Annotated in this window: 14 protein-coding genes; 3 read left to right on the forward strand and 11 right to left on the reverse strand. The window is 35.2% G+C overall.

The window, feature by feature from the left end:
• Positions 1–9: 9 nt before the first annotated feature.
• The 10 genes from CACET_RS16795 to trxA form a co-directional block, all read right to left on the reverse strand.
• Positions 10–1338 (reverse strand): PocR ligand-binding domain-containing protein, encoded by a 1329-nt coding sequence (locus tag CACET_RS16795; protein WP_044824308.1) that lies wholly within the window; start codon positions 1336–1338, stop codon positions 10–12.
• A gap of 207 nt (positions 1339–1545) precedes the next feature.
• Positions 1546–1941: a response regulator gene (locus CACET_RS16800; protein WP_044824309.1), complete on the reverse strand. Its 396-nt coding sequence runs from the start codon at positions 1939–1941 to the stop codon at positions 1546–1548.
• Positions 1942–1955: 14 nt separating this feature from the next.
• Entirely contained in the window at positions 1956–3881 is a 1926-nt protein-coding gene (locus CACET_RS16805; RefSeq protein ID WP_044824310.1) for a hybrid sensor histidine kinase/response regulator, read from the reverse strand.
• 94 nt (positions 3882–3975) lie between these two features.
• On the reverse strand, positions 3976–4998 hold the full coding sequence (locus CACET_RS16810) for a protein-glutamate methylesterase/protein-glutamine glutaminase (protein ID WP_044824311.1): 1023 nt from the start codon (positions 4996–4998) through the stop codon (positions 3976–3978).
• Positions 4999–5023: 25 nt separating this feature from the next.
• On the reverse strand, positions 5024–5848 hold the full coding sequence (locus tag CACET_RS16815) for a CheR family methyltransferase (protein WP_479722638.1): 825 nt from the start codon (positions 5846–5848) through the stop codon (positions 5024–5026).
• A 26-nt stretch (positions 5849–5874) separates the two neighbouring features.
• The gene (locus CACET_RS16820) at positions 5875–7566 is read right to left on the reverse strand and encodes a methyl-accepting chemotaxis protein (protein ID WP_044824312.1); all 1692 of its coding nucleotides are present in this window, start codon (positions 7564–7566) and stop codon (positions 5875–5877) included.
• An 18-nt stretch (positions 7567–7584) separates the two neighbouring features.
• Entirely contained in the window at positions 7585–8073 is a 489-nt protein-coding gene (locus CACET_RS16825; RefSeq protein ID WP_044824313.1) for a chemotaxis protein CheW, read from the reverse strand.
• A gap of 32 nt (positions 8074–8105) precedes the next feature.
• On the reverse strand, positions 8106–10169 hold the full coding sequence (locus tag CACET_RS16830; protein WP_044824314.1) for a chemotaxis protein CheA: 2064 nt from the start codon (positions 10167–10169) through the stop codon (positions 8106–8108).
• Between the two features lie 205 nt (positions 10170–10374).
• The gene (locus tag CACET_RS16835; RefSeq protein ID WP_082058151.1) at positions 10375–10968 is read right to left on the reverse strand and encodes a TetR/AcrR family transcriptional regulator; all 594 of its coding nucleotides are present in this window, start codon (positions 10966–10968) and stop codon (positions 10375–10377) included.
• A 229-nt stretch (positions 10969–11197) separates the two neighbouring features.
• Positions 11198–11527 carry a thioredoxin TrxA gene (gene trxA, locus CACET_RS16840; RefSeq protein WP_044824315.1) on the reverse strand — a complete coding sequence of 110 codons (330 nt, stop codon included), beginning with the start codon at positions 11525–11527 and terminating at the stop codon, positions 11198–11200.
• A 420-nt stretch (positions 11528–11947) separates the two neighbouring features.
• Here trxA and CACET_RS16845 point away from each other — a divergent pair, with 420 nt between their 5' ends.
• The 3 genes from CACET_RS16845 (at position 11948) to CACET_RS16855 (ending at position 14991) form a co-directional block, all read left to right on the forward strand.
• Complete coding sequence (locus tag CACET_RS16845; RefSeq protein WP_052661319.1) at positions 11948–13084, forward strand: ABC transporter substrate-binding protein; 1137 nt, start codon at positions 11948–11950, stop codon at positions 13082–13084.
• 211 nt (positions 13085–13295) lie between these two features.
• Complete coding sequence (locus CACET_RS16850; RefSeq protein WP_082058152.1) at positions 13296–14216, forward strand: ABC transporter permease; 921 nt, start codon at positions 13296–13298, stop codon at positions 14214–14216.
• A gap of 28 nt (positions 14217–14244) precedes the next feature.
• Positions 14245–14991: an ABC transporter ATP-binding protein gene (locus CACET_RS16855; protein WP_044824316.1), complete on the forward strand. Its 747-nt coding sequence runs from the start codon at positions 14245–14247 to the stop codon at positions 14989–14991.
• A 202-nt stretch (positions 14992–15193) separates the two neighbouring features.
• On the opposite strand, the gene CACET_RS16860 is transcribed toward CACET_RS16855, so the two are convergent.
• Positions 15194–15793 carry a nitroreductase family protein gene (locus CACET_RS16860; protein WP_044824317.1) on the reverse strand — a complete coding sequence of 200 codons (600 nt, stop codon included), beginning with the start codon at positions 15791–15793 and terminating at the stop codon, positions 15194–15196.
• Between the last annotated feature and the right edge of the window lie 155 nt (positions 15794–15948).

A 15948-nucleotide genomic window follows, 5' to 3' on the forward strand; every position in this document is an offset into this window, starting at 1 on the left:
CCCTATACTTTATGCTTTCTGCCTGAATTGTGTAGGTGACATCCCTTCATTGCGACGAAATACCTTTGAAAAATAGCTGGCATCACTATAGCCCAGCTTTTGTGCAATTTGGTCAATCTGATACCGCGGGTTTCGCAATAATTTTTTTGCCTCTTCCAATTTAACTTTTGTCACATAGTCCATCACGGTGATCCTTTGACTCTCCTTAAAAATTCGGCTCACATAATAGGGGCTTAGATAGACAGAGGCAGAGATTTCTTCTAAGGTTAAGTTTTTATGGTGATTATTTCTGATGAATCCCTTAATCCCTTGAATAACCGATTGGTTTTTACCTTTATTATTGCGTCGGACAGCCTCCAGATTTCGTTCCAGCGCTCTCACCGCAGCTAAGTCGATTTCTTCAATCGTATTCAAGCTATGAATATCTTGTAGAAATCCGCTATTAATCTCTAATGCTTCATTGGAATCAGCCCCCCCATCCACCGAGGCCCGAGATAATATAATCCCTAGTTCAAGAACTCGGGTCTTAATCACCGAAAGTTTTGCTGCACCTATTATAAAAATTTCTGCCAATAACTCCTGAAAGATTTTTTTTGCTTTATCCAAATCTCCTAGTCTGACCTTACTGATGAGTTCTCGTTCTTTTTCAAGAGAGTAATTTAAGTTCAGGTTTTGTATACTCAGCTTTGCCTCTAGGGCCTTTCGATTTTGAATTTCTTCATGCAATAAAGATTGCTGCAAAGCTAATTCCTGCTGATGGCGAAGACTTTCCCAACCTGCTTTCATAAAATAATTGGCTGTTACAAAAAGTAAGTCTGCCGCTCCCTGCACTTTTTTCCCAGACACAACCTTTAATTCTTTGGCAGCATCAAATAATAACTCAAAATTCTCCGTCAGTATTTTATTCATTTCTCTAAGTTCTATCCAAAAAAACTCTTCCGGCTCCCACATTAAGACCTGCCCGCATATAATCGACCCAAAGTGCTCCCCATCAATAATAATTGGTGCCGCCCATTCGATCAATCCCGACGGACATCGGAAGATATAAGGTTCCCCAAAAATGGCGGCCTGCTTTCCTGCCCTAGCATAAGCACCTATACATCTTTGCATACCCTTTTCCCTTTGTAGCTGCCAAATTAATTGACAAAACTTACAGTTTTTTTGTGCATCTTCCTTTGTAAAAATGGATCTTCCTTCGATGTCAACAATATTTGCTGTTAGACCGGTAGCTTTCGTAAAAGCATCTAAAATATTTTTCAATACATTTTTATCAACTAGCTGAAGCAGATGTTTTCTGCTGGTAGCATTGTTAGATTGTTTTTCTTCACTGTAATTCATATGGTCTCCCCTACCTCTATCAACCCATATTTTCCCAATAAAATACGCCTTATACTATTTATATAATAAATAGTATCTTTATTAAAGGTATAATATTGACTTTTTTGGTAAAATCATGCTTTTTCAGTGGGGAATTTACTAAAATAACCCTATCTATGTTTTTGGCATAGATAGGGGCTTATATGGGCTATTTAAAAAACGTTTCTCCTATGAAATTAACTTCAGTTTTTTCATTACCTCCACCATCTTTTCAGTATCTATGGGTTTAGAGGCATAGGCTTCACATCCTATATCAAAGGCATTTTGAACATATTCCGTTTCTGCCAATGCAGTGGTCATAATAATTTTTGTGCGTTTTTCAGGTGGAATTTTTTTCTGTTGTTCATAGTCTCTAATAGCCTTTAGAACTTTGACACCATCTACCTTTGGCATCATAATGTCTAAACATATTAAATCATAAGGATCATCATCCTTGATGGCCAAGAGATAAGCATCTAAGGCTTCAAGACCATCTACTACCTGATCAACCTCTCCATATTGAGATAAAAATTTTGTTAAAAATCTTCTACTGGCCAAGTCATCTTCTGTAATTAAAATTTTCATACTGGGCTCCCCCTTTAAGCGATTATTATGGATTTTTTATAAGTATCAAATTCATGCTCTATCTGCAATACGTACATAATAACTTCCTGTAAATTTCCTCTTCTAATGGCCAGTTCTATCCTAAAGGCAGTACGCTTGATTTCTTGAGCATCTATTGAATCAGATAGTTTTTTTATTTCATGGGCCTGCTTTTCAATAATTTCTAGCTTATTACTGTCTAAGGCTGTCTTAAGCCTTTGAATATATGTTTCAATTTTTTTAATGATAATCCTTCTATCTTTACAAGTTTTTTCTTCCTGAGCACCTATCAATACAATTTCGTTGTTATCATTGATTCTAACATCAAGAAAACTTTGAAACTCAGCTTGATTTATCTTATCTGTTGTAATCCTATCAATTTTATCGAATAATTCCTGTACTTCTACGGGTTTTGAAATATATTCATCCATCCCTAATAACATAAACCGTTCTTTATCTCCCTTGAGGGCATAGGCAGTCACTGCAATAACTGGTGTATGCCTGTGGGTAGCAGCTTCTCTTTCTCTTATATGCTTTGTAGCTTCTATACCATCTATTTCTGGCATTTGTATATCCATAAGAATTAGGTCATAGTTGTTATTTTCATACATCATCAAGACTTCTTTTCCGTTGTTTGCAATATCAACGGCATGCCCCCTTTTTTCCAATATCTTTTTAATAACAATTTGGTTTACAGCATCATCCTCAGCCAGTAAAATCTTCTTGCAATCTGAAGAGGGATTGATGATAGGCTCTTGCTTGTATTCTTCTTCTATTATATTTTCAGCTTGTTTAAACTTAGCTGTAAAATAAAAGGTACTGCCATGACTCTCTTTGCTCTCTACCCATATGCTGCCCCCCATCATTTCAACAAGTTGCTTGGATATAACAAGCCCTAAACCTGTACCTCCATGTTTTCTTGTAACAGACCCATCAATCTGACTAAAGGCTTTAAAAAGTCTCGGCTTATCTTTTTGGGCTATGCCTCTTCCCGTATCAGCTATAGCAAATTTTAGTTCTATATCATTTTCTGAAGCTTGTAATTTTTTTACAGACACTGTAACTCCGCCTTTTTGGGTAAACTTGATGGCATTGTGAATTAGATTATTCAGTATCTGTTGTAATCTATTAGGATCCCCCGTTATGGCAGCTGGTAGATCAGTAGAAAAACTATAATTCATCTCTAAACCCTTATTTTTTGCCATATGCGTATGTGCCTTCATCATTCCTTCCAGCAGTTGTTTGACGTTGAAGTTAATGTTTTGAAAGTTCAGCTTGCCCGCCTCCATCTTAGAAAAATCTAAAATATCATTGATAATGCTTAAAAGGGAACTGGCACAAGACTTTGCTACAATTAAGTTTTCTCGCTGTTCTTGATTTAAGTCTGTAAGAAGGGTTAAGTCAATCATTCCCAACATACCATGAATAGGAGTACGAATTTCGTGACTCATATTCGCAAGAAATTCACTTTTTGACTTATTGGCAGCCTCGGCTTCTTCTTTGGTCTTTTTTAGCTGATTTTCTGTATATTTCCTTATAGTAATGTCCCGAAATACTACAACGATCCCATCAATGCTTTGATCTTCCAGCTTTATAGGAGAACAACTGGCAGATACATAGCTTTTTTTACCTTCCTTTGAAATCAGTGTAGAGTGATTCTTTAGACCTATAGCAGTTCCTGCTTTAAGCACCCTGTCGACTAAATCCATCACTTCATTGGTATGCATATTGATGATAGGAAGCACTTGGTTAATAGGTTTCCCCAATGCCTCTTCCAACTTCCACCCAGTAAGCTCTACAGCTGATGTATTCATATAAAGGATTGTACCCTTTAAATCTGTTGCTATTACACCGTCACCAATACAAGCAAGGGTTGTAAGCAAAAATTCATTCATTTCTCCCGTGGTTAAGTTTTGATCCATTTATACCTCACCTTCAATTTCTGTTATTATCGTTTTCCGAGATAACTTTTTGAAGTAGACTCTGCTGATTTTACTATCTTCTATAAAGTATCACTTAATTTATAATGGAACAAATATATTGAGGCATCTTTAAAAGAGACATCTGCTTTTCTACTGCTCCTATGTCAAAAGCTACCTTTGGCATCCCATAAACAACAGAGGAAAGTGCATCTTGACCAATGGTCCTTGCCCCTTTTCGCCTCATGGCAAGCAGACCCTTGGCTCCATCATAACCCATACCAGTCAAAATTATTCCAATACCTAATGGCCCAGCTTCTTTTGCAACTGACTCAAAGAGAATATCTACCGAAGGACAGTGGCCATTTACTTTTTCCGTTTTGAAACATTCTATCTTATATCTTTCTCCGATTTTTTTTATCCTCATATGCTGATCTCCAGGAGCAACAAAGACTTTTCCTTCTGCTACATAGTCACCATTTTCTGCTTCTTTAGCAGAAAGACTTGTAGTATTATTAAGCCTTTCTGCAAACATCCTAGAAAAAACCGGTGGAATATGCTGAACGATCACGATTCCTGGCATCACTGGGGGAAAGGACTTTAATAGATTGTAAATCGCCTCTGTACCTCCTGTAGAAGCCCCAATGGCAATCACTTTATCAATGTTTGTTTTCTTTAACTGCCCCCCATGACTTTTGGCAGAACTTTGAGATTGCAGAACTTTAGCTTCTGCAGCAATTTTTACCTTTTCTATCAATTCATGAATAAAACTTTCTACATTTTTAGCAATTCGCATATCCGGCTTACTTACAAAATCAACCGCCCCCACCTTCATAGCATCAAGTACTGCTTGGTTTACGGTACTAACTACAACAATAGGTAAGGGATATTGAGGTAATAGTCTTCTAATGAATTCGATGCCATTCATTTTTGGCATTTCTATGTCACAGGTCATTATATCTGGTTTATACTTAAGAATTTTATCTCTTGCATCAAAGGGGTCCGTAGCTGTAGCTACAACCTCTATAGAGGAATCAGAAGAAATTCCTCTTGCTATTATCTCTCTAGATATTAGACTATCATCCACAATAAGCACTTTAATTTTTCTATTATACCCCATATATCACCTCCTAAGCTTAGTTGATTTATACCTTCCTATATACCGCTGGCATAATATACTTAAATCTCGTGTCAGCTCTATGAATAGATTCTGCATGTCCTATAAATAAATAGCCTCCAAATTCCATCTTATCGTAAAATTTGTTTACCAACTCTACTTTGGTTTTATGATCAAAGTAAATCATTACATTTCTACAAAAGACCACATGAAACTTCTTTTTAAAAGGAAATACATCCTCCATAAGGTTAAACTTTCTATAGATCACTTCGCTTTTTATTTTATCTATTAAAACAGTCTTTTCCTTATCTTGCTTCTTAAAATAAGTATTTTTCCAGGAGGAAGGTAAAGAAGCAATCTCTTCACTGCTATAGATACCACCCTTAGCTCTATCTAAAACTCTACTAGAAATATCCGTAGCTAAAATTTTTGTATCCCATGACCGTTTTTCTTTTCCAAGATGTTCATCTATAATCATAGCCAAGGTATAGGGTTCTTCCCCTGATGAACAGCCTGCACTCCATATCCTTAGATCCTTGTCTTTTACTGTAGGAATCAGGTAAGGCAGCACCTTATCCCTAAAATAATGAAAGTGCTGGGCTTCCCTCATGAAAAAGGTGTGATTAGTAGTAATTTTATTTACTAAAGTTGTTATAGCCTCACCTGATTGATCCTCCATAATATAGTTATAGTACTGGGAAAAACTTTTGAAATTTTTCTGTGCTAGTACATTATATAGCCTAGCTGTAACAAGAGATTGTTTTTCTTTTTTCAGACGGATTCCATAGTTTGCATAAATGTATTCTGTCAATTGTTTAAACTCTTGTTCTGTAATAGCAATCACTACCCACACCTACCCTTACCTCTTTTGCTCTACTTTTAATACTTGCCAAACTCTCCATCGCTTAATACTATCTTTGAGGTTCTATCTTGTCCACTTGTCCTTTTTCTTTCATGCATATTTTCTAGCATTTCCAGTATCTCTGGATTCATTTCTTCCATTTCTTTATAGGAGGTAGCTTTATTTTTCTTTAACTTAAATCTACTAATCTGTTGCTTTAAGAGTTCTGCCTGACTAGCAAGCTCTTCGCTTGCTGCTGCACTCTCCTCTGCGGTAGCAGAATTGGTCTGGATTACTTCCGATATTTGACTAATACCTTGGCTCACTTGAGCTATTCCTGAATCCTGTTCATTAGAAGCAATAGTTATATCCTTTACTAGGTGAGCTACCTCTGCTACATCCTCTACGATTTTACTTAAAGCAGCAGCAGTTTCATTGGCTATATTGGTACCCCCCTCTACCTTTTTGATAGATCCCTCAATCATAGCAGTTGTTTCCTTAGCTGCATTAGCACTTCTAGCAGCAAGATTCCTCACCTCTTCCGCTACTACTGCAAAACCTTTACCATGTTGTCCCGCTCTAGCAGCTTCAACTGCTGCATTTAATGCAAGAATATTTGTCTGAAAGGCAATTTCATCAATTACCTTAATAATTTTAGAAATATTACTGGAGGCATCATTAATTCCCTCCATGGCCTTCAGCATTTCTTGCATTCGCTGATTTCCCTGTGTGGCGTTTAATTCCGCAGTCTCTGCTAATTGGTTTGCATTATTTGCATTAATAGCATTTTGTCTAGTTTGAGCAGAAATTTCTTCTAAAGAAGCTGTTAATTCTTCAATAGAGCTTGCCTGTTCAGTGGCCCCTTCAGACAGTGCCATGCTGGAGTCTGACATTTGTTTAGAGCCTGATGCTACCTGCTCTGCAGCTGCACTGATATTTGTCATGACTTCATTGATGTTTTCGGTCATGGTTTTAAAGGCTTCTGCTAATGTACCTACCTCATCTCTGGTATGAATATTCATCCCAACATCAAGATCTCCTTCAGCAATCCTATTGGCACCTTCTACAATCTCAGCAAGGGGTTTACTAATAATATTAGCAATAAATAATCCCAAAGCAATGGCAAGTAATACCCCTAGAATAACGATGGTAATCATGATGGTAGATTGTCTGTTAAAATCTGTAGTGTTTTGTTGGGCTTTTGTAGAAGCTGAACTGATATTGTAGTCTAACAACCTCTCTATACCTTGCTCTACTCTTTCTCTAGCTGCAGTAAATTCAGCAATTCTTGCTTCTGCCTCCTCAAATCTTTCCCCCTGAATCATGCCTATATGTTCTGTACGAATGTTTCTATAGGTCACAAGATCATTTTTCAAACCATCAACCATACTTCTTTCCTCTTGAGACTGAATAGTAGTTTCAAACTCAACAAGAATCCTATTGCTTTCTTCTGCTAAGCGGTTTATTGTATCTACCCTTTGAGAAAACATGCTCATATCCCTTTGGTACAACATTAAAAGATATTCAGACCGAACCAGCAACAATGCTCTTTGAATCCGTACCAGTTCTTGTGTAGGCAAGAAATTACTCTCATAAATATCATCACCTCTGCTATTGATAGTACTCATATTGTTAATTCCCATCATTCCTACAATACCTATCAAAAGTGCTATGATAATAAAACCACTTACTAATTTTACTTTTATTTTTAAATTACTGATCCATCCCATACTTCATTCCTCCTTGAATTATTGAATATTTATTAGATTTTCTGTTTCTTCGTTGCTTAGAAGCTTGTCACAATCCAAGATAAGTTTTATTTCACTGTTTATCTTGCCTATGGCTTTGATATATTTATTACTTTCTCCATTTAACTCAGGAGGCTGAAGGATATCCTCCTCAGGAATAGAAAGAACCTCTGATACAGCATCAACAATCATTCCTACAGATATATCTTTGATCTCTATCACAATAATGCAGGTTCTATCATTGTACTCTCGAAAGGATTTCTTAAATCGAAGCCTTACATCTATTACAGGAATAATCTTACCTCTAAGGTTAATGATTCCCTTTATGTACTCGGGAAGCTGCGGAACTTCTGTTATTAGCTGTATTCCTATAATCTCAATAACATATTTTATATCGATACCATAAAATTCATTTCCTAAGGAAAAAGTAAGGAACTTGTCCTTCTGGGTATCCTCTTCCGTTATTTCCTGTACCAAATTTTCCGTCATCTCTACATCCCCTTTCATTTTATAAGATTATCCTAATCCTTCCCTTGAAGTTTCAAACTAATGAGTCCTGCTGTATCAAGGATTAAACTAATATTGCCATCTCCTAGCAAAGTACATCCTGCCAAGCCTTCAATTTTTTTTATGTTTCTTATGTAAGTGGGAAGAGGTTTAACAACCACCTGCTGCTGACCCAATAGCTCATCTGCAAAAATGCATAAGCTTTTATTCTCTTGTTCCAGCATAATCATAATTCCTTCAGTAAGCTGTGTCCTTTCTGGTCTTATATTATATAACTGATGTAGTCGGAGAATTGTATAACACTGATCCCGAATCATGATCATTTCATTACCATCTGGGTCTCTTATAATATCCTTCTCCTTTGGTCTAAAGGATTCCTTAATAGCACTGGTGGGTAAGGTATATCTGGAGGTACCTACCCGGATGTTCATACCATCTATGATGGCTAAAGTAATAGGGATTTTCAAGGTAATGATTGTACCTTCGCCTTCCCTGCTATCTACAGATATGGAACCCCCTATGGTTTCAATGTTTTTCATTACTACATCCATACCTACCCCTCTACCAGAGAATTCTGTGATATGATCTTTGGTGGAAAATCCCGGTAGCAGTATTAGGTTGTAGATTTCCTTATCCCTCATTTCATCTTCTGACTTATATAACAATCCATGTTCTCTAGCCCTTTGAAGTATCTTTTCCTTACTTAAGCCCTTCCCATCATCCTTCACAATGACAATGACATCACTGCCAGCATTTTTGGCTTCAAGTGTAACGGTAGCCAAAGCTGACTTTCCTTTTTTCTCCCTCTCTTCAAGGGTTTCAATACCGTGATCAATAGCATTGCGTACAAGGTGCATCAAAGGATCAGAAATGTGCTCTATAATATTTTTATCTACTTCAGTCTCTTCACCAATAATTTCTAACGCCACTTCTTTATTGAGTTTCTTGGACATATCCCTTACAATACGATGCATCTTATGGAAAGTAGCAGAAAGAGGCACCATACGAATAGACATCACCACGTCCTGTAGTTCATTGGTGATCTTATGCAACTGTGTCGCGGCTTTATGAAAATTATCGAGATGTAGACCTCGTAGATCAGGGTTTTGTGTAACCATCGCCTCTGCAATCACCATCTCACCTACTAAGTCCATAAGCTTATCTAATTTTGCTACATTTACACTAATGATGCTTTGCTGTGCAGAAGTATTTTTTGTCTCTTTTTCCTGCAGCTTTGGTACTTTAATCGTTTCATCCTCTAATAGAATACTTTTAGACTCTGTAGGGGAATCAAATCCTTCGTGATTTTTTAGTTCTGTAAGCTGTAAATCCTTAAGGAAAATGGTTTGCATAAGAAGCTCGTGTACTTGGTCATAGGTTTTACTGGTCTTAAATAGTAGTTTAAAACCCTTTTCTCTAATTACTTCACTACTACTCTCATTTTCGATAATATCCTGTGGAAAATAGTAAAATTCTTGAGTGATCTGTTGAATATTGTGAACCACAGTGTAGGCCCGTATGTTTTCCATTTCGCATCCATCTTGAAAATGTATGATGGCTTGGAATTCATTGACATTAAGGGGGTCTGCTATTTTCTCCTGCAGTATATAATATTGCTGTTTTTCATCAGGATCCTTTTTTACCTCTTCAACCTCTGAAAGAGAGTTTTCCTGCTTTAAGAAGCATAGAAAGTCTTCTATATTTCCAATAAGAATCGATGCATCACCGTCTGCTTCATCGTTATTTTTAATCTTTTCTATCTCTACTTTAATAAAGTCAACACCCTCTAAGACTAAATCAGAAAGCATAGAACAATCAAACTGTTGCAGTGCTCCTTCCCTCAAAAAAAAGAACAGATCTTCGATAGAGTGAGCAAGTGCAGAAATATTATTAAATAACATCATAGCAGAAGAACCTTTAATGGTATGCATGATGCGAAAAATTTCATTAATATCCGCTTCACTATAGCAGCTTGCTTTTTCACTGCACAAAATAGACTGTTCCAGCTGTGTTATGAGTTGAGAGGTTTCAAATATAAACATGTCCAGCATAGGTTCATAGTAAGACTGTTTGGACAAAGAAATCGCCCCCTAGCGCTATTTTTTATATCTTTAATATATAAGTCATTCGCATTAATCTAAACCATAATTTGTCATCCCGAACGGAACAAAGCGTAGTCCAAGGATCTTAGAATTAGCAAAGTGATAGTTGGAGAGAATTTTGAAAATAACTGTATTAAATTAACGCTTATGATATATAAGTTATACATACTCTATTGATAAACTAATTTTCGGGATTTTTAGTAAAAACATCTAAAAGCATTTTTAGTGTTGATAGGATATATTCTTTTAGAGAAAAGCTATATCCCTCCATACGCCATTTTAGACATATTGTTCTAAAAGAACTGATGATTGTTATTGCCAGCTTTTCAGCATCGATATCAGAAGAAATCGTTCCCTCTTCCTGAGCCTCACAAACCAGTTTCTCTATTGCATCAATACGTGTAGTAAAGATTTCCTTTATTTTCCCAGCCAACTCTGGATTAATGTTTAACGTATCATAAACCTGTGTAATAGCAGTAATGGCAGGGTAGTTTTCATAGTACGTGGCATAAGCCCCCACAAGATAAGTAATCGCTTCGACACCTTTGATTTTTTTCAGTTCAGTGGATTGAATAATATCATGATCGTACTGCGAATAATGATTTAATACCGCAAGAATTAGTTCATTTTTACTACTAAAGTGTTTAAATATGGTGCTTTCCGATACACCTTGTCTTCTTGCTATTTCTCTGGTTGAAAACCCCTGTATGCCATACTCATCTATTACTTCAATTGTCGTAAGAATAATTCTTTCTTTTCTATGTAATAGTTCCAATATATCTTCACCCCCTCGAGGTAAGTAACTACTCACTTCCTTGCTTTTATTTTACATAGGAAAGCTTTTATTGTCAATCATTGGTTTTTTTTCTTTTATTATGTAGAAATTTGTATTCTGCAAAAAACAAAAGACCTGCGTTTAAAACACAAGTCCTTTACTTTTCTAAAAAGTTGATAGGAGAATCTATAAGTAGAATATTTAATTTTTTTAAGAAAAACTGTTTCTACTAATCCCAGTAGATAAACTTTCTAATCATCGCTTCAATATTTTCTGGTGTAACATTTTCATTTGTTAATTCTTCCAACTTTACACCCCTACCATAAACAGCAATGGTAGGCAAACCCAATACCTTTTCCTTAATAGCCAGTCTTCTTGCTTTAGTAGTTTCTAGCTTACAGAACTTCATATTGTCATTGTACTTTTCTGCTAGCTCCATGATCGCCGGCATTAAGGCTTTACATGGCTCACAGCTTTCACTCCAATAGTCTACTAAAACAAACTCCTCTGCCTCTAATACTTCTTTTTGAAAATTATCCTTATCTACTTCTAATAACATCTTTCTCATCCCCTTTTTTAAGTATTTTTAGAAACTTTCTTTTTACCAACTATGGGATATGCCCTTGTAAATAGGCCATCTAAGAAGCTATATTTGTAGCCCTCAGCTGCTAAAAATCATTTATCCAAGTGCATATCTCTATAGAATTCAAGCTTTTATAAATATTTCAAATATTTATATATCACATAATTCAACCTTTGTCAACTATAGCGGTATAGTTTTTGTTATTAACTTGTGATAATAAAATAAAATTTCATGTAAATTTATGTATTTATTAAAATGTCTATCATTATAGAATACTCCTATTCAACTATAGTCTATTATTGTTTTTTTCAATTAGTAAACATGTTTTTTGTGTGATATTCTATCTAAGTCAAAAGTATTATTTACTTAAATATATTAATTGAAAGGATTGATTGTATGCGTTTTAAAAAGAAATACTTATTTACTTTGATCTCTTTGTTATTGTTATCTTTATTTTTCGTTGGATGTACCAGTTCAGATAGTGATTCTACATCAACCAGCAATTCTATTCCGACTATAAACCTAAGCTACTTTAGAAATGACCATCAAATTCCTTTATTTACTGCTTTTGCAGAAAGCAAAAACTTTGAAGGTGTAGATAGTTATTTAGAAGCAATTATTGAAAAGGAAAAGTACAAATTAATTACAAATGGAGAAGAAAAAGCAATCATCGAGGTTATTGTATCTCAAGGGGGAGCAGAATCAACAACAATGTTTGCCCAAGGTAATTTAGATATTGCTTCTTTTTCTATTACCGCAGCGATGACAGGAGTTGACAGTGGTGTTCCAATTAAGGTTTTGGCACCAGTACATACTGATGGCCCTGGTCTAGTAATGCATAATGACATTGATGTAAATGGTTGGGACGAATTTTTAGAATATGTGCAGTCTCAGGATGAGCCTGTGAAAATAGGTTATCATTCACCAACAAGTAGTCCTAAGATTGTGTTTGAAGGTGCTTTAGCCAGAGCTGACATCAATTATACTATTGATCCTAATAATACAGAGGCAGATATTTTATTAGTTGACCTTCGGTCAGCATCTAATTTCACTTCATCTTTAATGAGTGGCGAAGTTGACGGATGGGTAGGTCCATCACCACATCCACAAGTAGCAGCTTTCGAAGGTAATGGTAATTTTGTTATGTCACATAGGGAGTTACCGCCTGAAGGGTTTTGGGAAGGATTTCCTTGTTGTGTAATCGTTACTTCAGATAAAATGTTGCAAGAACAAAGAGAAATAGTATCTACTATGGTGGAGCTAATAACTTATGGTGCAGATTATATTATTAAAAATCCTGAGATTGGAGCCAGCGTATCATCTGACTGGTTAGGCATCCCAATTGAAGCTGCAAGAAATACTAATGTTGTCTACACAACAGAACCCTCAGAAAACTTCTTACGTGGTGCTAATACTTATCTTGAAGTTTTAAATGATATAGGTAATTTTAATGACAAATTAAAAGGAAAAGATATAGAAGAAGCAAAGGATCTACTATTTGATTTTAGTATAATTGAAGAAATATTAAATTAGCTGCAAGCAAAAGAAAGTGTACCTCTATTGCATATTGGCTTGAAGCTAGAAAATTTTAAAAACCACAATATATCATGAGTTTTCTTTAACAACAATTTGATAGATGTTTGCTAGTACTTAAATGCTATTACAATATCTAGAAACAAGTTAAAAAGAAAAAGATATATTGTGGTTTTAAAAAAATTTATAGTATTGAATTGGAGTGTATTTCATGAAAAGTAAAGTTAACGCATTAGATTTAAAGCATTACAAAACTAATGAAGTCAGTGAAAGCATAAAAAGACCATTAAAATGGAATAGGATTAATATAAAACATAGGTTAATAACTTTAATCTGTCCTATTATTTTCATTGTATTTTGGCAGTTCTTAGCTGTTAAAATGAATAATCCTGTGGTTTTACCAACCTTCACTTCTGTATTAAGCATTTTAGTAAACCCTACAGTTTCATTATTAGGTATAGGTTCTTTAGGCTATAATTTATTCATAAGCTTTTTGAGGGTATTCACTGGTTATTTAGCTGCTGTTATTGTAGCTGTTCCGCTAGGGGTTTTAATGGGTTATAATAATACGATTTATAGGCTTTTAAGTAATTTTCTAGGAATTTTTCGTCCCGTACCACCTTTAGCATGGGTTCCTCTTGTATTAGCATGGTTTGGTATTACTAGTATGGCTATATTTTTCCCTATAGAATCAGGCCCTGCTTATATTTATTTGAGAAATATTAGATTATCTATGGTTTTTATAATATTTATAGGAGGTTTTTTTCCAATACTAACTAGCACCATCTATGGAGTAAGAAATGTTAGAAAAAGTTTAATTGACGCTACGATGACTTTAGGTGCAAAAAAGCATCATATACTTCTAAAGGTAATCATTCCTTCAGCTATGCCTTCTATCATTAATGGCCTTAGGACTGGACTGGGAGTAGCTTGGATGTGTCTAGTTTCTGCAGAAATGCTGCCAGGAAGTATTGCGGGAGTCGGCTATTTAATTACCCATGCATACCAGTTAGCAAGAACAGATGTAGTAATAAGTGGCATGATAACAATAGGTATAATAGGGGTTTTATTAGATTCTCTATTTAGGCTATTAGAAGATACTAAATATAAGTGGCAAAAAAATGTACAGTGATTAATAATAGGAGGGCTTAACTTTACTTATGGAACAACCAATTTTAAGGATTAATGGGATTTATAAAAAATTCGTAACAGAAAAAGGAAATACAATAAATGCTTTAGATAAAATAGATATAAATATACAGGAAAACGAATTTATTTGTATATTAGGGCCTTCAGGGTGTGGTAAATCCACTTTACTTAGAATTATTGCGGGTTTAGAAAAACCTTCAATGGGAGAGGTGTATTATAAAAATCAAGAAATTAAAAAATGTCATAAAGAAATAGGAATGGTATTTCAACAGTATACATTATTACCTTGGAGAACCATAATTGAAAATATAGCTCTTGGCTTAGAGATCAATGGAATGGACAAAAAGCAAAGAATAGATAAGGCACGTAAGTATTTAAGTTTAGTAGGATTAGAAAAATTTGAAACTTCTTTTCCTTATGAGCTATCAGGAGGTATGCAACAAAGAGTTGCTATAGCTAGAGTATTAGCAAATGACTCAAATGTTCTTTTAATGGATGAGCCCTTTGGTGCATTGGATGCACATACAAGAGTTCTGCTACAAAGAGAGTTGTTGGAAATATGGAAAAAGAATAAAAAAACAGTAATATTTGTTACTCATAGTGTAGATGAGTCTATTTATCTAGCAGATAAAATAGTAATTATGTCAAAAAGTCCAGGAAAAATTAAGAAAATTATAGATGTCAACATAGAAAGACCTAGGGAAAGATCAAATATAGCGTTTGGGAAGTTAAGTACAGAGCTTTTTGATATGCTATAGGAATTGCCACAAAATTATAAGTAATTTGGGATGGGGTGTGGAGGTTTTAGTGTTGCACCTAAGAAAAATCGATTACTTGACAAAATAATAAGCAGTTAATGGAGCATTCTTTTTCATTAACTGCTTATTTAATGGGATGGGCTTTATAAACCTTTTTCAATAGTAACACAACCAGTCATGATTCATCATGACGCCTTCTCACCTACTTAAATATCTTCACTCTTTCTTCTATTGCTTGAAATTCCTTTTCTCCTGCTGCTGCAATTGGTTTTCCAAAGGGAAGCTGTGCCATGAGTTTCCAATGACTCGGTATATCCCATGTCTTTCTAACCTCTTCATCAATAAGAGGGTTATAATGCTGTAGAGAAGCACCAAATCCTTCAACCTCTAAAGATGTCCAAATAATATACTGAAGTATTCCTGAGGCTTGTTGCGACCAGATTAAGAAATTTTCTTTATAGAGGGGAAATTGTTCTTGCAGATCTCCTACGACCTTTTGATCTTCAAAAAACAAAACCGACCCATAACCATTACGAAAACTATTAATTTTTTCTTCTGTTTTAGGAAAGTTTTTTTCAGAAACAGTTTCCTGCAAAGTTTTTTTTACTATATCCCATAACCGATCATGTTGCTCCCCTAGTAGAAGTACCGCTCTCCCACTTTGAGAATTAAATGCTGAGGGGGTATGCTTCACTGCATATTCAATCACTTCTGCTATTCTTTCATCAGAAACAACCGCTTCCTTAGCAATGCCATAAATAGACCGACGATTTTTAATCGATGTATAAAAATCTTTACTCATTTTATCCCTCCAAACTTTATTTGTCCCTATAGCTCTACTTATTTCTTTACCCATTATATGTTTTCTTATTCATAGACAGCTTCTTCTAAAGCTTTTAATTTCTAAAGGATAAAAACCTTGCCTTATACCTCTCTGCTTTAAAGCAGGGATTTTAC

It is taken from the genome of Clostridium aceticum, assembly GCF_001042715.1.
Taxonomy (GTDB): domain Bacteria; phylum Bacillota; class Clostridia; order Peptostreptococcales; family Natronincolaceae; genus Andreesenella; species Andreesenella acetica.